Here is a 20,536-nt window from a genome sequence, read left to right as displayed (position 1 = left end):
GCAACATTTCCGTGGACCCACGCCCGCGAGCGAGATCAGGGGAGTCTATGGACACGCGTGCCGTCATGGAGCCGAGACCGCGCGTCCTCGACCCGGTGGCCCGGCCCGCGCCCCGGCCGGCGCCCCGGCTCGCGTACGTCGACATCGTCATCCCCGTGCTGAACGAGGAACGCGCCCTGCCCGGCTGCGTACGCACGCTGACCCGCCACCTCGACGCCCGCTTCCCGCTGCCGTGGCGCATCACGATCGTGGACAACGGCAGCACCGACGCCACCTGGCCGGTCGCCACCGGGCTGGCCAAAGAGTACGAGAAGGTGCACGCCCTGCGGCTGGACGTCAGGGGCCGGGGCGCGGCCCTGCGCGCGGCCTGGCGCGACAGCCCGGCCGACGTCGTGGCGTACATGGACGTCGACCTGTCCACCGGCCTCGACGCCCTGTTCCCGCTGGTCGCCTCGGTGGCCGGCGGCCACTCCGAACTCGCCATCGGCACCCGGCTCGCGCACGGGGCGCGTACGCGTCGCTCGCTGCGCCGCGAGGTGGTCTCCCGCGGCTACAACGCCCTGCTCAAGTACGGCTTCGGGGCCCGCTTCAGCGACGCCCAGTGCGGTTTCAAGGCCGCCAGGACCGACGTGGTCAGGCCGCTGATGCGCAAGGTCGAGGACGACTCCTGGTTCTTCGACACCGAGTTGCTGCTGCTGGCCGAGCACAACGGGCTGCGGGTGCACGAGGTGCCGGTGGACTGGATCGAGGACGCCGACTCCCGCGTGAAGCTGGTCAGGACGGCCGTCGACGACCTCAAAGGGCTGGCCCGGGTCGCCTGGTCGATGGCCCGGGGACGGGCCGCGGTCGAGGTGGCCAGGCCCGAGCCCGAGCCCGCGCATCCGGACGCCGTGCTCGCCGGGCCGCGAGCGGTGACGGTGGCGAAGTTCGCGTCGTTCGCCATCGGGGTGGCTTCTGGGGTGATTTATGCGCTGGCTTATCTGCCTCTGCGCGAATTCTGGTCCCCGGCGATGACGAATGTCGCCGCGCTCGCCCTGGCCGGGATCTTCGCCGCCGCGGCCGACCGGCGGTGGACGGCCGCGCCATGGACGGCCGCACGATGCGCCGCACGATGGGCCGCGCGGAAGACGGCCGCGCGGTGGGGGGCCGGGTGGCGGATCGCGGCGCGGTTCCGCGCGGCGCTGCTCGTGATGGTCGCCTACGCCCTCACCACGATGGCGGTGCTGTCCGTGCCCGCCGGGTCCGGGCGGCTCGCGGAGATGGGGGCGGTCGCGGTCGCGTACGGCCTGCTGGTGCTGCTGCGCGTCACGGCCCTGGACCGGTGGCTCGAGACCCGCACAGAGGCACACGCGCAAGCGCGGACAAGGAAGTGACGGATGGAAAGCTCTGAGATCGCCCGCCTGATCGCCCTGGAGAGCACCCACTGGTGGTACCGCGAGCGCCGGGCCATCCTGCGCAGGGAGCTGCGCGGGCTGGGCCGTCCCGGCCGGGCGCTGGACGTCGGCGCCGCGGGCGGCGGGAACACCAGGGTGCTGGCCGAGGCCGGATGGGACGCGACCGCCGCCGACCACTGCCCGGAGGCGGTGGAGACCGCCCGGCGGCGCGGGCTCAAGGCGGTGCTGGCGGACGCGCGGTCGCTGCCGTTCGAGCCGGGGAGCGTGGACCTGGTGACCGCGTTCGACGTGCTGGAGCACATTCCCGAGGACGACGTGGTCGCCGCGGAGATCGCCCGCGTGCTGGCGCCCGGCGGGCACGCGCTGATCGCGGTGCCGTGCGACATGTCACTGTGGTCGCCCCACGACGACGCCGTCGGCCACGTACGCCGCTACGCCCGCGAGTCGCTCACCCACGTGGTCGAGCAGGCCGGGCTGACCGTCGACCGGGTCTGGAGCTGGAACGTCCTCCTGCGCCCCCTGGTGGCCCGGCACCGTCGCCGCTCCACGGGCACGGGCAGCGACCTGCGCAGGACGCCGTTCCTGGTGAACGCGGGCCTGTCGGCCGTCGTCCGGGCCGAGCGCTATCTCCCGGTCAGGTCGTTCAGGGGCGTCACGCTGTTCATGAGGGCCCGCCTGACCGCGTCCGTACCTCTCAGCAGGGCTTGACCTCCGGAGTACGATCTTCAGGAAAACGAGATGTCATCGTCGCGTGATCGTCCCGCATTGCCTTTAGGCTGTGGCTTGTGGTGATTCATGCCTTAGTCGCAGCCTCTCTGGCTTTCTCCTCCGTTCCCGCCCAGACCGCCACCGTCGACTGCGCCCGGGTCAAGTGCCTGGCGCTGACCTTCGACGACGGGCCGGGCGCCCAGACCTCCGCGCTGCTCAAGGCGCTCTCGAAGGCGGGCGCGAAGGCCACGTTCTTCCTGGTCGGCAAGCGGGTGGAAGAGCGGCCCGAGGTGGCCAGGCAGATCGTCGCCAAGGGCCACGCGATCGGCAACCACACCTACTCGCACGCCGCGCTGCCCGCCCACTCCGACAACGACATCCTCGACGAGCTGAAGGTCACCCAGGAAGTGATCGAGGAGGCCACGGGGCGGCGGCCGACGATGTTCCGGCCTCCGTACGGGCAGACCGACGAGCGCGTGCTCAGCCTGGCGGCACAGACCGAGCTGGCGGAGATCCTCTGGACGGGCACCACGCTCGACTGGAGCCTCCGCGACACCAAGAAGATCAAGGCGGCCGTGCTCAAGCTGGCCAAGCGCGACGGCGTGATCCTCATGCACGACGTGGTCCCGCAGACCGTGACGGCCATGCCGGGCATACTCAAGGAGCTCAAGAAGCGCGGGTACCACCTCGTCACGGTCCCCACGCTGCTGCGTGGCAAGGGCCCGACGGCCGGGAAGAGCTACTTCTAGCGCTCCCGCAGTACGAGACGGGAATCCATGGCCAGTACCACCAGCCCCAGGCCGTGGGTCGCGCTCGCGACCTTCCTGGTCGCCCAGGTCGTGCTCGGATGCTGGTGGGCGGCGTTCCACCCGGGCCTGTTCAGCCGCGACTCGGTCCTCTACCTCAGCCACACCCTGGCCGGGCCGTGGGTGAGCGACCACTCGGTGGTCTACGACGGGCTGTTGTGGCTGAGCTTCACCGGGACCGGCGACCTGGGCGCGGTCACGTTCGCGCAGACCACCGCCATGGCCGGGGCGCTGACCTACCTGGCGCAGGGGCTCAGGGAGCTGGGCGCGCCGCGCGTGCCGACCACGGCGATCGCCATGCTGATGCCGCTGGCGCCGCCGATGGGCGCGTTCACGGTGTCGTTGTGGAAGGACGTGCCGTTCACGATCTGCGCCGTGGCGATCGCGGGCGTCTGCGCGCGGATCGCCGCCCGGCGGGCCGTCACCGCGCCCGCGCTGGCCGGGCTGGGGGTGTCGTTCGCGGCGCTCGGGCTCTTCCGCGCGAACGGCTTCCTCGTCGTGGGCGTGACCGTGCTCGCGCTGGCGGTCGTCGTCAGGACCGGGCGCGTACGGCTGCTGTCGGCCGGCGCCGCCGCCGTCGCCCTGCCCCTCCTGCTGACGAACCTGGTCTACCCGTGGTTCGGCATCGCCGCCCCGTCGAAGACGTACATGTACCACACGGCCTTCGCCGACATCGCGGTCGCCTACCGCCAGCGTCCCGAGCTGTTCACCCCCCAGGACATCGGCCTCATGACCTCGGTGGCACCGCTGAAGCGCTGGTGGGAGGGGGGCACCTGCGCCACGGTCAACCCACTCATCTGGCGGCGGGGCTTCGACTGGACGCAGGCCGACGCGCACGCCACCGGGCTGCTGGAGCTGTGGCGGCGGCTGCTCGTCACCCAGCCGGGGACGGTCGTGGAGACCCGGCTGTGCCGGGGGGCGATCGCCTGGCGGCCGGTGCAGGACGAGACGGTGACCGGGGGGATGACGTACCGGTTCTCGCTGCGGCCGAACGCCGACACCTACGTGGGGCCGGGCGAGGTGGCGGACTTCCCCGGGCGGGCGGTGTTCTCGCTGCGCCCGCTGTCCACGGAGCTGAACCAGGTGGCCGGACCGTGGCTGACCGGGGCGCTGGCGCCCGTGTACGACTGGGTGCTGTGGCGGGGGGCGACGTGGGCGTACGTGTCGTACCTGGCCGTGGGGCTGGCGGCGTGGGCGCTGCGGAACCGGTACGTGCTGGGGGTGGCGGCGGTGGTGGCCGGGCAGCAGCTCACGGTCCTGGCCAACATCTCCGCCCAGGACTTCAGGTATCTGGCCACGCCCATTCTCGTGGGGGCGCTGCTGGTGCCGCTGCTGCTGGGGAGCGTGGGGCGGCTCGTCCGTACGCGGAGGGCCGGTCGCGCCGCAGGCGAGTGAGCGGGACCGGTCCCGGCCCGGTCACTCCAAGCTCACGCCCATGAACTCCGCGACATCCCCGCCGCCGGGCGCGAGGTGGACGCCCCGGATGGTCACTCCCACTCGATGGTGCCCGGAGGCTTGCTGGTCACGTCGAGCACCACCCGGTTGACCTCAGGCACCTCGTTGGTGATGCGGGTGGAGATGCGCGACAGCACGTCGTACGGCACCCGCGCCCAGTCGGCCGTCATCGCGTCTTCGGAGGTCACCGGCCGCAGCACCACCGGGTGGCCGTAGGTGCGCCCGTCACCCTGCACGCCCACCGACCGGACGTCGGCCAGCAGCACCACCGGGCACTGCCAGATCTGCCGGTCGAGCCCGGCGCGCGACAGCTCCTCGCGGGCGATCGCGTCGGCCTCGCGCAGGATGGCCAGGCGGTCGCGGGTGACCTCGCCGACGATGCGGATGGCGAGGCCGGGGCCGGGGAAGGGCTGACGCCAGACCATGGCGGCCGGCAGGCCCAACTCCTCGCCCGCCCGGCGCACCTCGTCCTTGAACAGCGCCCGCAGCGGCTCGACCAGCTTGAACTGCAGGTCTTCCGGCAGGCCGCCGACATTGTGGTGGGACTTGATGTTGGCGGTGCCGGTGCCGCCGCCCGACTCGACCACGTCGGGGTAGAGCGTGCCCTGCACCAGGAAGTCGACCGGGCCGTCGGCCATGATGGCGCGCTGCTCGTCCTCGAAGACGCGGATGAACTCGCGACCGATGATCTTGCGCTTCTCCTCCGGGTCCGTGACGCCCTCCAGGGCCTTCAGGAACCGCTCTGAGGCGTCGACCACGCGCAGCTTGACGCCCGTGACGGCCACGAAGTCGCGCTCGACCTGCTCGGCCTCGCCCTTGCGCAGCAGGCCGTGGTCGACGAAGACGCAGGTCAGCCGGTCGCCGATGGCCCGCTGCACGAGCGCGGCGGCCACCGCGGAGTCGACCCCGCCCGACAGCGCGCAGATCGCCCGGCCGTCGCCGACCTGGCGGCGTACGGCCTGGACGGAGTCTTCGACGATGTTGAGCATCGTCCACGAGGGACGGCAGCCCGCCGCCTCCAGGAAGTGTCTGAGCACCGCCTGCCCGTGCTCGGAGTGCAGCACCTCCGGGTGGAACTGCACACCGTAGAGGCCCCGCTCGACGTGCTCGAACGCGGCGACCGGCGTCTCACTGGTCGAGGCGGTCACCGCGAAGCCCTCGGGGGCCGCGGCCACGCTGTCACCGTGGGACATCCAGACGGTCTGACTGGCGGGCAGCCCCGCGAAGATGACGCCCTCGTGGAGCACCTGGAGCGAGGTGCCGCCGTATTCGGCGACGCCCGTGCGGGCCACCTCGCCGCCCAGCGCCTGGGCCATGGCCTGGAAGCCGTAGCAGATGCCGAACGTGGGCACGCCCGTGGCGAACAGCCCAGGCGGCACCGGAGGAGCGCCCTCGGCGTAGACCGAGGAGGGGCCGCCGGACAGGATGATCGCCTTCGGCTTCTTCGCCATCATCTCCTCGACCGGCATGGTCGACGGCACGATCTCGGAGTAGACGTGGCACTCGCGCACCCGCCTCGCGATGAGCTGCGCGTATTGTGCGCCGAAGTCGACCACGAGCACTGTGTCGAATTCAGACACCGTGAGAACCCCCCAAAGGCGATATGCGGTGACCCCAGTCTATCCGCCTTGGCACTTACACCTGGCCTGGCTCCGGATGACGTGCTAACACAGAAGAATGGATCTTGTCTGGCCCGCGACCGTGTGGGCCCTGTGGATCGCCACGCTGGCCGCGGCCGTCAAGGTGTGCGGCCGGGACAAGAATCGGCGCCGGGCGACCGGGGAACAGCCTCCCGGCCCCGTGGCCGAGCTTTTACGCGGTATGCGGGCTCAGGAGGTGTTCCACTCGGCGCTGTTCGACCTCGCCCGGCGCGGCTGGGTGACGATCGAGGGCGACCGGCTGTCGGACGGCCCGCCCCCGGGCGAACCGCCTCGCCCCTACGAGCGCTGGGTGCTGCGACGGGTGCGCGCCCGCCTGGCGGGCGCCCCCGAGGCTCCGGTGACCACCCTCATGCCCTCCGGCTCCGACCTCGACGGCGGTTTCGTCCCGCTCGTCCGCCAGTGCGCCATCGACCTGGGGCTGGCGCGGCGGCGCTGGCCGAGCGTGATCGTACCGGTGCTGCTGGCGGCCGGGCTCGTCCTGCCCTGGTACGCCACGATCACGGCGGCCGGGCTGTCGTGGCCCGGACTGATCGCGACCACGGCGTCACTGGTGGCGGGGATCGGGCTGCTCATGGGCGGCCGGGGCTTCGTGCCCACGGCGGCCGGCCGGGAGCTGATCGAGTCCGCCCCCATCGGCCCGCGGGAAGAGTGGATCTTCACCGGCAGCGGATGGCAGGGCGGCCAGATCGAGCCCGCCGAGACGCCACCGCGCGGCTCGGGCCGCCAGGAGGTCACCGGGCACGTCGTCAAGCGGTGGACGGACGACCAGCGCTGCTACATCGCCCTGCACGACGGCAGTTCGCCGAAGGCCACGTCCTTCCAGGTCGAGTCGGGTCTCTACCACGACGTGCTGCCGGGCGACTCCGTACGGCTCCTGGTCAGGCCGCGCAGCGGCACGGTGGCGCGGGTGCTGGCCCACGACCGCCACTGGTAGCGGCGTTCACCGATGACCCGCACTGTGCGGCGGGTCGTCGGGCGGGTTGCCGGACAGGCGACCGGGCAGGTTGCCGGACAGCAGGGTCTCGGTCTGCAGGCGCAGGCGGGCGGCGTACTTGGGGTCGGTCAGCAGCAGGAACCGTTCCTCCCTGATGGCCGTGACGACCAGGTCGGCCACCTCCGACGGCTCGATGCCGTGCTCGGCCGCCCTGCTGACCCGCTCGTGCGCGTCCACCTCGTCCTGCGTGGGGGTGGAGACCAGGCCGGGCGGCCGGACGCGGTCGGAGTCGCCGATGCCCGTCCTGACCGCGCCGGGGCACAGCGCGCTCACCCGCAGCTTGGACCCCGTGGCCGCCAGATCCTGGGCGAGCGCCTGCGACGCGGCCAGCGCGGCGTACTTCGTCACCGAGTAACCGCCCGACCCCGACGCCGCGAACAGCCCCGCCACCGAGACGGTGTTGACGATGTGCCCTTCGGTGTCCTGCTCGATCATGCGCGGCACGAACTCGCGGATGCCGTGCAGCACGCCCCACAGGTTCACGCCGAGCAGCCAGGTGAGGTCCTCCTCGTCGCGCGTCCACAGGTGGCCGCCCTGGAAGACCCCGGCGTTGTTGCACAACACGTGTACGGCGCCCAGCTCCCCGAAACACCGGTTGGCCAGGTGCCGTACGGACGACGCGTCGGACACGTCGGTGATCTGCGTGAGCACCTTGGCGTCCCCGGCCAGCGCGGCCGTCCGGGCCAGCCCGCCGTGTTCCACGTCGGCGAGCATCAAGGTCATCCCCTCGGCCGCGAATCGGAGGGCCAGCGCCCGCCCGATACCACTGGCCGCACCCGTCACCACCGCGACCTTGCCGGAGAGTTCGCGCACGGAAACAGACCTCCCTAGCGATCTCACAGACGCCAGGACGTTTTCGGGATCAGTCCGAGACGCTACAGGACGGCGTCGATCAGCCCCAAGGGCGGCGAGCCGAGGTCGAGCAGCGCCTTGTGGAAGCGCTGCAGGGTGAACCCGGCGCCCCATTCCTTGCGGGCTCGCTCGCGCAGGTCGAGGATGAGCAGTTTGCCCCACGTGTAACGCCCGTACGTCGGGTCGAACGTGGCCCGCCGCGCCTCCGACAGCGCAGCAGGGCCGGCCAGGTGTGTGTCGGCCGCGAAGCGCCGGGCGCCGTCCTCGACCGTCATCTGCCCGGTGTGCACGCCGATCGCGCAGGCCAGCCGGGTGACCCGGATGAGCGCCTCCACCCACACGCCGATCTCGAAGCGCGGGTCACCGGCCTCGAAGCCCTCCTCGACGCACAGCTCCTCCGCGTAGTGCGCCCAGCCCTCGATGAACGCCAACGACTGCAGCAGCCTGCGCACCTCCGAGGGCGCCCGCCGCAGCGCCCTGGCGTGCGAGAAGTGCCCCGGGGCGACCTCGTGCACGTTGATGGCCGGCAGCGTCGTACGGCTGAAGACCTCCAGCCACTCCTCCTGGTCCTGCTCGGGCCAGGAGGCGTCGGGCGGCGTGATGTAGTACCAGGACGGGCCCTCGGGCTCGCCCGGCGAGTTCCACGCCATCATGGCCATGGCCCAGCGGCGCGACTCCGGCGCCAGCCCGACCAGGCACTCGCCGTCGTGGTAGGGCACGAGGTCCTTCTCGCGGGTGAAGGCGATGGCCTTCTCGGTGCCGATCCGCGCGGCCTCGATCACGCCGTCGGCGTCGGGGTGGTCCTTGACCAGCTCGCGTACGACGTCGAGCGGCGCCCTGCCCCGCTCCCCCAGCTTCGCGCACGACTCGGCGAGCAGCGCCATCAGCCGGTCGCGCTCGGCGTCGGCCCGCTCGGCCAGCCTGCCGAGATCGACGGGCAGCCCCTCAGCGGTGCCCATCAGCCTGGCCAGCGCCTCGCCGCCGAGCGCCGCGTCGGGGTCGCCCTCGTCCGCGGCCCGTTCGACGTGCGCGACGAGCCTGCCGTGCGCCGCGAGCGCGGCCTCGTCCGTGACGCCCGCCGACAGGCCCTTGACCGCTCCGATCAGGGACTTCGCCACGGGTGCGGGAACCTGGTCTAGCGAGGCGAGCGCGTGGTCCACGGCCTCGGGCCAGAGCGCCAGGTGGGCCGCCCTGGCCGCGGCGCGCTCCTCCTCGGGGCCGTAGTCGCGGTCGTAGCAGGCCAGGTCGAGGTTGGACAGGTGGATCAGGGGGTTCTTGCGGTGCAGCTCCAGCTCGCCGAGCTGGGTGCGCAGACTCTCCTCGAACACCTGTAGGTGCCTGGCGTCGTGCGCGTCCGCAGGCGCGGCTCCGTGGCCGAGCCGGGCCAGCCCGGTCCGTACGCCGTCGGGCGACAGGTCCTGGATCTGGCCGTCGTACTCGTGCCTGCCGCCGCCCTCGCGCGCCTCGGCCACGATCAGGTCGGTGATGGCGCGCAGCCTGGCGTCAAGTTCTGTCATGCCGCCGACGCTAGCGCACGCCCTTCCTTGCCTTAAGAGGAAAAATCGCGAAGCGCACCGATCGTCCGAGAGGGCAGGATGACCTTCATGCCCCTCCGCGTCACCACCCTCGCCGAACGCCCGGAATTCGCCTCGACGTTGTGGGAGATGGACCATACCTGGCACGAGTTCGTACTGAACGATCCCCTCGCGGACCTGTACTACGCGGTCGCCACAACTGTGTACCCCGACTACGTGCTCGTGGCCGACGACTCCGCCGAGCCGGGGCGGCTGGCGGCCCGGGGGTGCATGATCCCGTACGCGTCGGACGGGGACCCGCTGCCCGACGACGGCTGGGACGGCGTCATCCGCTCCGGCCATCTCGCCCGCGAGCGGGGTCGCCAACCGGACGCGATCTCCGCCCTGGAGATCACCGTCCGGCGCGACCTGCAGGGCAAGGGCCTGTCGGCGGCGATGGTGGCGGCGATGCGCGACCACGCCGCCCGCCTCGGCCACCGCGAGCTGGTCGCCCCCGTACGCCCGAACCGCAAACACCTCGAACCCCACACCCCGATGACCGAGTACGCCTTCAGGACCCGCGCGGACGGGCTGCCGTTCGACGATTGGCTCCGGGTGCACGTACGCGCGGGCGGGAAGATCGTCAAGGTGGCGCCGCGCTCGATGGCGGTGCCGGGCACGCTGGCGGAGTGGCGAGGCTGGACGGGGCTGCCGTTCGACCGTACGGGGGCGGTCGAGGTGCCGGGGGCACTCACGCCGGTGCACTGCGACACGACCCACGACCACGCCGTCTACATCGAGCCGAACGTCTGGGTCACCCACCCCTTAACCTGAACGACCCCCACCCCACGACACCCACAACCTGGCCTGAACCAGGCCCACCCCATCTCCCCCACATCTCAACCTGAACCGCTCCCGCCCCAGCCCACCACACCCTGACCTGAACCGCTCCCGCCCCGTGTCGCCCACTACTCAGCCGTTATTGGACTGACATGCGCACTCCCCCGTGTCAGCCGCCGCCCGCCGAGCTGACCAGCCGCCGCAGCTCCTGCTCGTGTCGTGCGACGTCCAGCCCGCGCTCCGCCGCCCACGTGTCGTCGTGGCAGGTCGCCAGGTGCCGTTCCGCCGCATCGCCGATCAACGACACCACGGTGCCTGACTCTCCCCTGGCCCGCATGCGCTCGACCAGCTCCAGCGCCGCCCACAGCGCCGTGCCCGACGAGGCGCCCACCGGCAGGCCGGTGACCTCCCGGAGGTGCCGGGCCGCCGCCACCCCCGCCGCGTCGGGGACCGGGACGACCATGTCGACCAGCTCGGGCCGGAACCCGGGCTCGACACGCGGTCGCCCGATGCCCTCGATCCGCGACGGCATGCCCGTGGCGTAGTCGGGCACGTCGAGCGTCCAACCCGGGAAATATGCCGAATTCTCGGGATCCGCCACCGCGACCCGACACCGCCGTCCCCCGCCACCGGGGACGCCTCCGCGCGTGGTGAAGTCATCGGAGCCGCCACCAAGCGCCTGAACCCCACGCTCGTCGAAGTCGCCACGCCACGCCTCGGGGGAGTCACCAGGCTGCGCCCAAACCGAACTCTCAGAGGAGTCACCGAGATGCGCCCGGACCGAACGCTCGTCGAAGTCGCCACCATGAGCCCGGACCCAGCGCCCGAGCGTGGCCGACGTCGCCCCCGTGCCCCCGCCCACCACCACCCAGTCAGGCCGCACCTGCCCGAACAGCTCCTCGGCCAGATCATGCTCAACCGCCCGCCCGAACTGATCGAGGAAGTGCCCCTCAACCCGCCGAGCCGCGTCGTAGATGGCCAGTGGCGGCGTCACGAACCGGCACTCCCCGCCCAACTCCTCCACCGGCCGGGCACGTGCCGGGCTGTGCTTGCCCGGCATGACCACGATGTACGGCAACCCCAGCCGCCGCCCGAACCACGCCTGGGCCACGGCCGCGTTCCCGCCCGTCGCCTCGACCACGGTCGTGCCCTCGGTGACCAACCCGTCAAGGATCGCCCGCCGGAACAGCGCCCTGGCATGCCGGTGCCGCAGGCTGCCGGTCGGCTGCCTGGACTCGTCTTTCAGCAGCAGCCTGATGCCCGGGAAAGGCAGCGGGAAGTCGATCAGCGGGGTGGGCTCCCCCGCCGCCAGCACGTCGAGGGCTCGCGCAGTCCAACTCACGCCCCCACCTTGCCAGGCCGACCGCCGACAAACCGCCCACGTTCGCCAGAAGCCAACAGCGCCCACCAAGACCGCTGCCCAGAAGCCACCAGAACCAGGCACGAGCAGCGACCGAGACCCCCAGAACCACCAGCATCCGGACAGGAGCAGCGACCAAGACCCTTCGGACCGCCACCGTCCAGGCCGGAACGACGACCGAGACCTGCGGACCACCACCATCCAGGCAGGAGAGGCAGACCGAGACCTGCGAGAACCGCCACCATCCCGGCGAGGGCTGAGCTGATCAGCGGATGCTGGTCCGCTCGCCGGGAGCGAGGAGCCGCAGGCGCTCCCCGTACCCCGCGAACGCCCTCTCCACCGTCTCCCGCCCCTGCGTGAAGTGCGTCCAGTGCTCGAAGTGCAGCGGCACCACGTGCCGAGCACCGAGGATCCCGGCCGCCGCGACCGCGTCCTCGCTGGTCAGCGTCAGATACCCGTCGACGAGCGGCGTCCTTGCGCCACCGGCGAACAGCAAGGCCACGTCCACCGGCCCCACCCGCTCCGCCACGGCGCGTACGACGTCCAGCGAGGCATTGTCCCCGCTCACATAGACGGTCGGCAGCCCCTCACCCGAGAGCACGAACCCGGTCACCTCCCCGACGAGGTGCTCGGTCCCGTCGGGCCCGTGCTGCGCCGGGACCCCGGTCACCCGCAGCCCGCCACCACCCACCTCGACGGACGTCCAGTTGGGCAGCGCCCGCACGGGCGCACCGATCCGCGACGCCGCAGAGCCCGTCGAGAGCACCAACGGCACCGTCCCCAGATACTCCCGCCCGGCCCGATCGAGATTGTCCGGATGCTGATCGTGCGACAACAGCACAGCATCGACGGACCCCACCTCGTCGGCCCCGAACGCCGGCCCCTCCGTCTTCGTGAGCGCCCGATTCCCGATCGGATAGTCCCCGGGCGCGTCGAAGGTGGGGTCGGTCAGCAACCGCACCCCACCGATCTCCATTACGGCCGTCGGCCCTCCGCCATAACGAATCTCCATGCCCTGCATGGACACCCCATCCCCACCGCCTATTCCCCCGAACGACCCCGCCGCAGGAACACGTCTTGATCTTCTCGATGGCTTGCGGGAGCCGCACGGCATGACCTCGTCGACGACGTCCTCGCCGACATCCCACTGCGTGCCGACGTGGGCGTACTCGAGAATCGTGTCGAGCGGCCGGAAGATTCCGCGGAACTACCCGCCGGTAGTTTTTGCAGTTCCGTGGCGTAGCGACAGAATCTTTACATGGCATCCTTCGCGCCCCTCCGCCCCGGAGATCCACAACGCCTGGGGAGCCTGGATCTCCTCGGCCGGCTCGGCGAGGGCGGACAGGGCGTCGTCTACCTCGCCAAAGACCACGCGGGCAGCAACGTGGCGGTCAAGTGGCTGCGGCCCGACCTGTCGGGCGACCAGGTGAGCGTCGAGCGGTTCCTGCGCGAGGTGCAGGTCGCCCAGCAGGTCGCGCCCTTCTGCACCGCCGCCGTCCTGGGCACGGGGGTCGAACAGGACCGGCCGTACATCGTCAGCGAGTTCATCGAAGGGCCCTCCTTACAGCAGGTGGTGCAGGAGGAGGGGCCGCGTACGGGCACCGTGCTGCACCGGCTGGCCATCGGCACCGCGACCGCGCTGGCCGCCATCCACCAGTCCGGCATCGTGCACCGCGACTTCAAACCGGCCAACGTGATCATCGGGGCAGACGGGCCACGGGTGATCGACTTCGGCATCGCGCGGGCGCTCGACGCCACCTCCACGATCAGCAGCATGGTCGTGGGGACGCCGTCGTACATGCCGCCCGAGCAGATCATGGGGCACACGGTGGGGCCGGCCGCCGACATGTTCTCGTGGGCCGGGGCGATGGTGTTCGCGGCGTCGGGACGAGCGCCGTTCGGCAGTGACACCATGCCCGCGGTGATCAACCGGGTGCTCAACCAGGAGCCCGATCTGAGCGTGCTCGACGGTACGCTGCGCGACGTCGTGGCCTCCTGCCTGTCGAAGGACCCGGCGCAGCGGCCCACGGCCGAGCAAGTGATCATGAGGCTGCTCCAGCAACCGGCCCCGAACGCGGGGATGAACGCAGCCCCCAACGCGACCCCGGACACAGCCCAGAATGCGGGCATGCTGGCCAGGGCCGCCGCCGAGGCCGCCCACGCGCCCCCTCCCGGCCCTCACTCCGGCCCTCACTCCGGCCCTCAGCCCGGACCGCAACACGGGCCGCAACACGGGCCGCAACACGGGCCGCAACACGGGCCGCCTTCCGGGCCGCTGTCCGGCCCCGTCCCGTATCCGGAGTCGACGCCGTATCCGGGCAGGTTCGCGCAGCAGGCGCCCGCCCCTCGGCGGCCGTGGCACAACACCCCCACCATCCCGCCCCCGGGGCAGCCGGCCAGCTACCCCCAGCACCCGCGCAAGAGCGCCAGGGGCCCGCTGATCGCCGGTCTCGCGGTGGCGGCGGCGCTGGTGGTGCTCGCCGGGGTCATCGTGGTCATCCAGCTCGACAAGTCGTCGGCGGGGAACCTGGCGTCCTCCTCCTCGCCCGCGCGGACGCGGACCGGCACCACGGCGAAACCGTCCGCCCCCCAGGCGAGCGTGCCGCCCCGGGGCACCGCGAAGACGATCGTGGGAGCCGACATCACCCTGTACGAGCACCCCTCCGACGCCATCGTCCTGACCTCCTACGAGATCTACGACAAGGACAAGAAGGAGTGGACCGACTACGCCAGGGCCTCCCAGTGGGGCTCGTTCACCAAGTACGCCGGCAACGCGGAGTCGATGGTCTCCCCCGACGGGCGCTACCTGGCCTCCAGGGGCAAGCGCTACACCAGTGACGACTACGACTACATCGTCATCACCGACCGGCAGACCGGCCGGCGTACCACCATCAAGACCGTCAAAGACCCGCTGATCAGCAGCATCAGGTCCTGGTCGAACGACGGCTCGCGCATCCTGCTCAACATCGAGCACAAGATCGCCGACGACGAGTGGGTCTACCCCGGTTTCGTGCTCGTGGACGTGGCCGCGAAGAAGGCCAAGGTCGTCAACGTGAACGACACCTCCGTACGCGAGCACGCCTTCGGCCTCGGCCCCGACGGCAAGAGCGCCATCAACTACTACGGCGACGAGAACGACGCCGCCCTGCGCTATTTCGACGCCAACGGCAAGGCCACGCGCTCCCAGCCCGGCATCGGCCGGCTCTACGTCGGCACGCTGGACGTCTTCTCGCCCTCCGGCAAGTCCTTCGTCACCAACTGTCCGGGCGGCAGCGACGGTGACCACTGCATCTGGGACGTGGCCTCCGGCGAGCAGGAGCACAGGTTCTACTCCGACTGCGACAAGGTCCTCGGCTTCTACGACGAGACCCACCTCTACTGCTGGGAGAACGACAACGCCGAGGAGAAGGACGAGCTCCAGGTCGTCGACTTCGACGGCAAGATGGTGCGCAAGCTGATGGAGACCCCTGACGACGTCAGGTTCAGCCCCGCCTTCACCGTCAACCCGAACCGGGGCTCCTGAACCATCCCGCCCCCGCATTCGTCATGGAGGGCATGAAGACGTTGATCCGCACGGCGGTGACCGCCGCGGCGCTCGCGACCGTCACGGCCGCCTGCACCTCTTCGACGGGAGGGACCCCCGACCGGCAGCCGCCCCCGAAGGTGAACCTCGGCGCCGTCCGCCTGGTGGCCTACACGAGCTGCGACGACCTGCTGTCCGGCCTGCGGGAGAAGACCGCCGAGAACGTCACCGCGTACGGCTTCGGCAACGCCATGCCCATGGCCTACATGGAGGACGCGTCGAGCATGGCCTCCCAGGCGAAGGGCAGGGCCGACACGCCCGAGCACTCCACGACGAACGTGCACGAGGCCGGCGTGGACGAGCCCGACCTGGTCAAGACCGACGGCGACCGGGTCTTCACGGTCACGGACGGCACCCTGCGGATCATCGACACGGCCACCAGGAAGGTCACGGCGTCGCTCAAGCTCACCGAGGGCGACGGCGGCGCGGGCGTCCCCGGCGACCTGCTCGTCTCGGGCGACCGCGCGCTGGTGCTCATGCGCGGCGGTGACGTCATGTACAAGTCGATCGCCCCGCCGGGAGACACCCGGTACGTGCTGGTCGACCTCGCGGGCGAGCCCAAGGTGCTGAGCACGGTCAAGCCGCAGGGCTCGTACGTGGACGCCAGGATGGTCGGTTCCACGGTCCGGATCGTCACCCGCAGCCAGCCCGACATCACCTTCCCTCAGCCGCAGGGCGAAACCTCGGAGGCCGAGCTGGTCAAGGCGAACCAGGCCACGGTCCGGCGGGCGCCGGTGGAGGCGTGGCTGCCCAAGATCGAGATCACGGACGCCTCGGGCGCGGTCAAGAAGGACACGGTCGCGTGCGAGCGGGTCAGCCACCCCGTCGAGTACACCGGCACCTCGATGCTGACCGTGCACACCATCGACCTGGCGCGGGGCGTCACCGCCGCCGGGACCGACCCGATCAGCCTGGCGGCCGACGGCGACACCGTCTACGGCACCGGCCAGAGCCTGTACGTGGCCAGCAACCCGCAGTGGTGGTTCCCGGTGCGCCCGCTCCCGGTCGTCGTGCCCCCGACGACGACGCCCGCCCCGAGCGACACGGCCACCGCCCAGACCCCGGCCCCGACCCCGAGCGCCCCCGCCACCACCCAGCCCCCACCCGACGGCGCCACCGCGGCCCCCGCCGAGGAGCCGACCCCCGACGAGCCCGCCGTGTCCATGTCGGCGAACGCGTCCCGGCCACCGGACCCGCGCCCCACCCCCACGGTCCCGCCCGAGGAGACCGAGGTGCACAGGTTCGACCTCTCCTCCCCGGGCGCGCCCAGGTACGTGGCCTCGGGCAAGGTGCCGGGCCGGCTGCTGAACCAGTACTCGCTCTCCGAGTACGACGGCCACCTCCGCCTGGCCACCACCCTCAACTCCCAGGACGGCTCGACCAGCTCCAGCACCGTCTACGTGCTCAAGACCGACACCATGGCCAAGGTCGGCGAGGTCGGCGGTCTGGGCAAGGGCGAGCGCATCTACTCGGTCAGGTTCATCGGCCCGGTCGGCTACTGCGTCACCTTCCGCCAGGTGGACCCCCTGTACACACTCGACCTGCGCGACCCGGCGGCGCCCAAGGTCACGGGCGAGCTGAAGATCACCGGGTACTCGGCGTACCTGCATCCCGGCGCGGAGGGCCGGCTGATCGGCATCGGGCAGGAGGCCAGCGAGCAGGGCAGGACGCTGGGGACGCAGGTCTCGTTGTTCGACGTCAGCGACCCCGCCGCGCCGCGCCGGATGTCGCAGTTCTTCCAGAAGGACTCGGGCTCGGGCGCCGAGTGGGACCCGCACGCGTTCCTGTACTGGCCGAAGACCGGCCTGTCGGTGATCCCGCTGACCCAGCAGGAGGAGTCGGGCGCGCTGGTGCTCAAGATCGACGATTCGGGCGTTCGGCGGCTCGGCATGATCACCCATCCGACCCAGGAGGGCGATTACGCATACCAGCCGGGCATCCAGCGCTCACTGATCATCGGCGCCTCGATCTGGACGTTCTCCTACGAAGGCGTGCAGGTCAACGACATGACCACGCTCGCCTCACAGGGCTGGATCCCACTTCGTTAAGCCGCTAAACATGCCGGTTCGCCCTAGCGAACCGGCATCTTTTTTATGGACTTATCCGGACACATGATGAAAAATTTGCTGACACTATCATGTCGGGCCGGGCGGATCCTGTCACAAACGAGGGCCACCGGTCCATCGACCAGAAAGGGCCCCACGCTGCCATGCGATCACGCACCCCCCTGCTCGCGTTGCTCGTCAGCGCGCTTGCGTTACTCGCGGCGCCACTGCCCGTGTCAGCAGCCGCCCCTGAAGGCACCTACATCGTCCAGCTCAACCCGTCACTGAAGGCACCGCACAACGCCGCCGAGACCCAGGTGGCCCAGCACGGCGGGGAGCTCATCGGCGTCTACGAGCACGCGTTCAAGGGCTACACCGCCCGCCTGAGCGCAAGCGCCGCCGAGAAGCTCAAGAACGACCCGAGCGTGCTCACCGTCGAGCCCGACGCCGAGGTGCACGCGTTCGTCCAGACCGTGCCCACCGGCATCCAGCGCATCTTCGCCCCCGGTAACCCCAACATCGACATCGACAGCACCGACGACGTCCGCATCGACGTCGACGTCGCCGTGGTCGACACCGGCGTGGACAACACCCACCCCGACCTGAGCGTGGCCGCCATCGCCAACTGCGTGACCGGCGTGTGCGTCAACAACTCCGGCGTCGACGACAACGGCCACGGCTCCCACGTCGCCGGCACCGTGGGCGCCATCGACAACACCATCGGCGTGGCGGGCGTCGCGCCCGGCGCCCGCATCCACGGCGTGAAGGTCCTCAACTCGGCCGGGTCCGGCACCCTGTCCGCCATCGCCGCGGGCATCAACTGGGTGGTGGCACGCGCCTCCACCATCGAGGTCATCAACCTGAGCCTGGGCTGCAACGGCTGCACCAGCAGCGCGATCAGCACGGCGATCACGAACGCGGTCAACGCCGGCATCGTCGTCGTGGTGGCCGCGGGCAACAGCCGCATCAACACCTCGACGTTCTTCCCCGCCAACCACCCCGACGTGGTCACCGTCTCCGCGACGACCGACAACGACGGTCTGCCCGGTTTCGCCGGAGGCAGCACGCTCTCGTGCCGCAGCGAGATCGACCTGGACGACACCCTGGCGTTCTACTCCAACTTCGGCGCGACCGTGGAGATCACCGCGCCGGGCACCTGCATCTACTCGACCTACCGCAACGGCGGCTACGCCACGAGCAGCGGCACCTCGATGGCCAGCCCGCACGTGGCCGGCGCGGCGGGGCTGCTCACCCGTGGCACTCGCAAGCCGACGACGCGGGCGGGTGCGCTGGCGGTGCGCAGCACGCTGATCTCCACCGGCAACCTCAACTGGACCGACGACTCGAACGACGGCTTCAAGGAGCCGCTGCTGGACGTCAGCGACGCGACGCGCTACTAGCCGTCCGTCGCGACGTGCGGCCGTGACGGTCGTCACGTGAGGAAGTGAAGGAGAACCATCCAGGAACGGGCGGTCCGCGGAGCCCACGGCACCGCGGACCGCCCTTCCGCATCGCCCCTGCTCACGCGCTGGCCCCGCTCACCTGGCGGGGCACGCTCACGTGTGCTCGGGCGCGACCACGGGGACGATCTCCGGAGCCCCCAGCCTGATCGCGTCGGCCTCCTGGTCGGAGTCCTGCTCCTGCGAGCGGCGCTCGGCCTCGACCCGCTTGGTGTAGTACTCGACCTCCCGCTTCACCTGCTCGCCGTCCCAGCCGAGCGGTTCGGCCAGCAGTTCGGCGGCCTCCTGCGCCACCGCCAGCCCGCGGTGGAAGGTCTCGATGGAGATGCGGGTACGCCGGGTCAGCACGTCGTTGAGGTGCCGGGCGCCCTCGTGGCTGGCCGCGTAGACGATCTCGGCCCGCAGATAGTCGTCGGCCCCCGACAGCGGGCGGCCGAGCGACGGGTCGCGCTCGATCAGCTCGAGCACCTCGTCGATCAGCGAGCCGTACCGCTGGAGCAGGTGCTCGATCCTGGCCACGTGCAGCCCGGAGCTCTGCGCGATCCGGTAGCGCGAGTTCCACAGCGCCTGGTAGCCCTCGGCGCCCACGAGCGGTACGCGGTCGGTGCACGAGTGCGGCACCCGCTGGTCGAGCCCGTGCGCCACGGCGTCCACCGCGTCCTTCGCCATGACCCGGTAGGTCGTGTACTTGCCGCCCGCGATCATCACCAGGCCCGGCACGGGGTGCGCCACCACGTGCTCCCTGGAGAGCTTGGAGGTCTCGTCCGACTCGCCCGACAGCAGCGGACGCAGCCCCGCGTAGACGCCTTCGACGTCGTCGCGGGTCAGCGGCACGGACAGCACGGCGTTGACGTGGTCGAGCAGGTAGTCGATGTCGGTGCGGGAGGCGGCCGGGTGGCTCTTGTCGAGCGTCCACTCGGTGTCGGTGGTGCCGATGATCCAGTGGCGGCCCCAGGGGATCACGAAGAGCACCGACTTCTCGGTACGCAGGATGATGCCGGTCAGCGAGTGGATGCGGTCTCTCGGCACGACGAGGTGGATGCCCTTGGAGGCGCGTACGTGGATCTGGCCGCGCCCTCCGACCAGCTCCTGGATGTCGTCGGTCCACACGCCGGTGGCGTTGACGACCTGCCGGGCGCGCACCTCGAACTCGTGGCCGGACTCCAGGTCGCGCACGCGTACGCCGGTGACCCGCTCGCCCTCCCGCAGGAAGCCCACGACCTGCGCCCTGGGCGCGATGTACGCGCCGTACGTGGCCGCGGTGCGCAGAAGGGTCATCACGTAGCGGGCGTCGTCGACCTGGGCGTCCCAGTACTGGACGGCGCCGGTGAAGGCGCTCCTCTTCAGCGCCGGGGCCAGGCGCAGCGCCCTCGCCCTGGACAGGTGCCGGTGGCCGGGCACGCCGCGAGTCACGCCGGTGGCGAAGCCGAGCGTGTCGTAGAGGGCCACGCCCGCGCCCATGTAGGGGCGTTCCCAGCCGTAGTGGGTCATCGGGAACAGGAACGGCACCGGCCTGACCAGGTGCGGTGCGATGCGCTGGAGCAGCAGCGCGCGCTCCTGCAGGGCCTCGCGTACCAGCTCGAAGTTGAGCTGTTCGAGGTAACGCAGGCCGCCGTGGATCAGCTTGGACGAGCGCGACGAGGTGCCGGAGGCGAAGTCACGCGCCTCGACCAGGGCCACGTCGAGCCCACGGGTCACGGCGTCGAGCGCGATGCCCGCACCCACGACGCCGCCGCCGACCACGACCACGTCGAGTTCCTGGGCCGCCATGCGCTCCAGCGCCTCGGCGCGCTCCGCGGGCCCGAGCCGGGCCGCGCTCCTTCCCGACGTCATAAATCCCCCTGGTACGGCATTGTCGCCTGTG

15 protein-coding genes are annotated in these 20,536 nt (G+C 71.1%); 9 read left to right on the top strand and 6 right to left on the bottom strand.

Going from position 1 to position 20,536, the window contains the following annotated elements; genetic code table 11:
* The first annotated feature begins 47 nt into the window (after window positions 1-47).
* The 4 genes from ACZ6S0_RS11735 to ACZ6S0_RS11720 all read left to right on the top strand — a co-directional run bounded on the left by ACZ6S0_RS11735 (window position 48) and on the right by ACZ6S0_RS11720 (window position 4,303).
* Complete coding sequence (locus tag ACZ6S0_RS11735) at window positions 48-1,373, top strand: glycosyltransferase (RefSeq protein ID WP_465915695.1); 1,326 nt, start codon at window positions 48-50, stop codon at window positions 1,371-1,373.
* Between the two features lie 3 nt (window positions 1,374-1,376).
* The gene (locus tag ACZ6S0_RS11730; RefSeq protein ID WP_465915694.1) at window positions 1,377-2,102 is read left to right on the top strand and encodes a class I SAM-dependent methyltransferase; all 726 of its coding nucleotides are present in this window, start codon (window positions 1,377-1,379) and stop codon (window positions 2,100-2,102) included.
* Window positions 2,103-2,182: 80 nt separating this feature from the next.
* On the top strand, window positions 2,183-2,851 hold the full coding sequence (locus ACZ6S0_RS11725) for a polysaccharide deacetylase family protein (RefSeq protein WP_465915693.1): 669 nt from the start codon (window positions 2,183-2,185) through the stop codon (window positions 2,849-2,851).
* A 27-nt stretch (window positions 2,852-2,878) separates the two neighbouring features.
* A complete protein-coding gene (locus ACZ6S0_RS11720; RefSeq protein ID WP_465915692.1) occupies window positions 2,879-4,303 on the top strand; it encodes a hypothetical protein in 1,425 nt (474 codons plus the stop codon).
* Between the two features lie 92 nt (window positions 4,304-4,395).
* On the opposite strand, the gene guaA is transcribed toward ACZ6S0_RS11720, so the two are convergent.
* Window positions 4,396-5,943 carry a glutamine-hydrolyzing GMP synthase gene (guaA, locus tag ACZ6S0_RS11715; RefSeq protein WP_465915691.1) on the bottom strand — a complete coding sequence of 516 codons (1,548 nt, stop codon included), beginning with the start codon at window positions 5,941-5,943 and terminating at the stop codon, window positions 4,396-4,398.
* Between the two features lie 97 nt (window positions 5,944-6,040).
* Here guaA and ACZ6S0_RS11710 point away from each other — a divergent pair, with 97 nt between their 5' ends.
* Window positions 6,041-6,958: a DUF2207 domain-containing protein gene (locus ACZ6S0_RS11710; RefSeq protein ID WP_465915690.1), complete on the top strand. Its 918-nt coding sequence runs from the start codon at window positions 6,041-6,043 to the stop codon at window positions 6,956-6,958.
* 6 nt (window positions 6,959-6,964) lie between these two features.
* Here the strand turns inward: ACZ6S0_RS11710 and ACZ6S0_RS11705 are convergent, their stop codons facing one another.
* Both ACZ6S0_RS11705 and ACZ6S0_RS11700 read right to left on the bottom strand, forming a co-directional pair.
* Entirely contained in the window at window positions 6,965-7,831 is an 867-nt protein-coding gene (locus ACZ6S0_RS11705) for an SDR family NAD(P)-dependent oxidoreductase (RefSeq protein WP_465915689.1), read from the bottom strand.
* A gap of 62 nt (window positions 7,832-7,893) precedes the next feature.
* Entirely contained in the window at window positions 7,894-9,387 is a 1,494-nt protein-coding gene (locus ACZ6S0_RS11700) for a DUF885 family protein (protein ID WP_465915688.1), read from the bottom strand.
* A gap of 87 nt (window positions 9,388-9,474) precedes the next feature.
* Here ACZ6S0_RS11700 and ACZ6S0_RS11695 point away from each other — a divergent pair, with 87 nt between their 5' ends.
* Window positions 9,475-10,218: an N-acetyltransferase gene (locus ACZ6S0_RS11695; protein WP_465915687.1), complete on the top strand. Its 744-nt coding sequence runs from the start codon at window positions 9,475-9,477 to the stop codon at window positions 10,216-10,218.
* Between the two features lie 175 nt (window positions 10,219-10,393).
* On the opposite strand, the gene ACZ6S0_RS11690 is transcribed toward ACZ6S0_RS11695, so the two are convergent.
* A complete protein-coding gene (locus tag ACZ6S0_RS11690) occupies window positions 10,394-11,566 on the bottom strand; it encodes a PLP-dependent cysteine synthase family protein (RefSeq protein WP_465915686.1) in 1,173 nt (390 codons plus the stop codon).
* A 283-nt stretch (window positions 11,567-11,849) separates the two neighbouring features.
* The gene (locus tag ACZ6S0_RS11685; protein WP_465915685.1) at window positions 11,850-12,596 is read right to left on the bottom strand and encodes an MBL fold metallo-hydrolase; all 747 of its coding nucleotides are present in this window, start codon (window positions 12,594-12,596) and stop codon (window positions 11,850-11,852) included.
* 246 nt (window positions 12,597-12,842) lie between these two features.
* Here ACZ6S0_RS11685 and ACZ6S0_RS11680 point away from each other — a divergent pair, with 246 nt between their 5' ends.
* The 3 genes from ACZ6S0_RS11680 to ACZ6S0_RS11670 all read left to right on the top strand — a co-directional run bounded on the left by ACZ6S0_RS11680 (window position 12,843) and on the right by ACZ6S0_RS11670 (window position 18,612).
* Window positions 12,843-15,107 carry a serine/threonine protein kinase gene (locus ACZ6S0_RS11680; protein ID WP_465915684.1) on the top strand — a complete coding sequence of 755 codons (2,265 nt, stop codon included), beginning with the start codon at window positions 12,843-12,845 and terminating at the stop codon, window positions 15,105-15,107.
* Window positions 15,108-15,139: 32 nt separating this feature from the next.
* On the top strand, window positions 15,140-17,215 hold the full coding sequence (locus tag ACZ6S0_RS11675; RefSeq protein WP_465915683.1) for a beta-propeller domain-containing protein: 2,076 nt from the start codon (window positions 15,140-15,142) through the stop codon (window positions 17,213-17,215).
* 161 nt (window positions 17,216-17,376) lie between these two features.
* Entirely contained in the window at window positions 17,377-18,612 is a 1,236-nt protein-coding gene (locus tag ACZ6S0_RS11670) for a S8 family serine peptidase (protein WP_465915682.1), read from the top strand.
* Window positions 18,613-18,768: 156 nt separating this feature from the next.
* On the opposite strand, the gene ACZ6S0_RS11665 is transcribed toward ACZ6S0_RS11670, so the two are convergent.
* Window positions 18,769-20,505, bottom strand: coding sequence for a glycerol-3-phosphate dehydrogenase/oxidase (locus ACZ6S0_RS11665; RefSeq protein WP_465915681.1), 1,737 nt, complete (start codon window positions 20,503-20,505; stop codon window positions 18,769-18,771).
* Window positions 20,506-20,536: the final 31 nt, after the last annotated feature.

Source organism: Nonomuraea sp. NPDC051298 (assembly GCF_055586305.1).
Note: the sequence above shows the minus strand (reverse complement) of the source record. Positions and strands in the feature narration are given on the sequence as shown.

Coding starts and splice junctions, on each gene's coding strand:
- ACZ6S0_RS11735 (WP_465915695.1), top strand. CDS start 48: ATGGACACGCGTGCCGTCATGGAGCCGAGACCGCGCGTCCTCGACCCG.
- ACZ6S0_RS11730 (WP_465915694.1), top strand. CDS start 1,377: ATGGAAAGCTCTGAGATCGCCCGCCTGATCGCCCTGGAGAGCACCCAC.
- ACZ6S0_RS11720 (WP_465915692.1), top strand. CDS start 2,879: ATGGCCAGTACCACCAGCCCCAGGCCGTGGGTCGCGCTCGCGACCTTC.
- ACZ6S0_RS11710 (WP_465915690.1), top strand. CDS start 6,041: ATGGATCTTGTCTGGCCCGCGACCGTGTGGGCCCTGTGGATCGCCACG.
- ACZ6S0_RS11700 (WP_465915688.1), bottom strand. CDS start 9,387: ATGACAGAACTTGACGCCAGGCTGCGCGCCATCACCGACCTGATCGTG.
- ACZ6S0_RS11695 (WP_465915687.1), top strand. CDS start 9,475: ATGCCCCTCCGCGTCACCACCCTCGCCGAACGCCCGGAATTCGCCTCG.
- ACZ6S0_RS11685 (WP_465915685.1), bottom strand. CDS start 12,596: ATGGAGATTCGTTATGGCGGAGGGCCGACGGCCGTAATGGAGATCGGT.
- ACZ6S0_RS11680 (WP_465915684.1), top strand. CDS start 12,843: ATGGCATCCTTCGCGCCCCTCCGCCCCGGAGATCCACAACGCCTGGGG.
- ACZ6S0_RS11675 (WP_465915683.1), top strand. CDS start 15,140: ATGAAGACGTTGATCCGCACGGCGGTGACCGCCGCGGCGCTCGCGACC.
- ACZ6S0_RS11670 (WP_465915682.1), top strand. CDS start 17,377: ATGCGATCACGCACCCCCCTGCTCGCGTTGCTCGTCAGCGCGCTTGCG.
- ACZ6S0_RS11665 (WP_465915681.1), bottom strand. CDS start 20,505: ATGACGTCGGGAAGGAGCGCGGCCCGGCTCGGGCCCGCGGAGCGCGCC.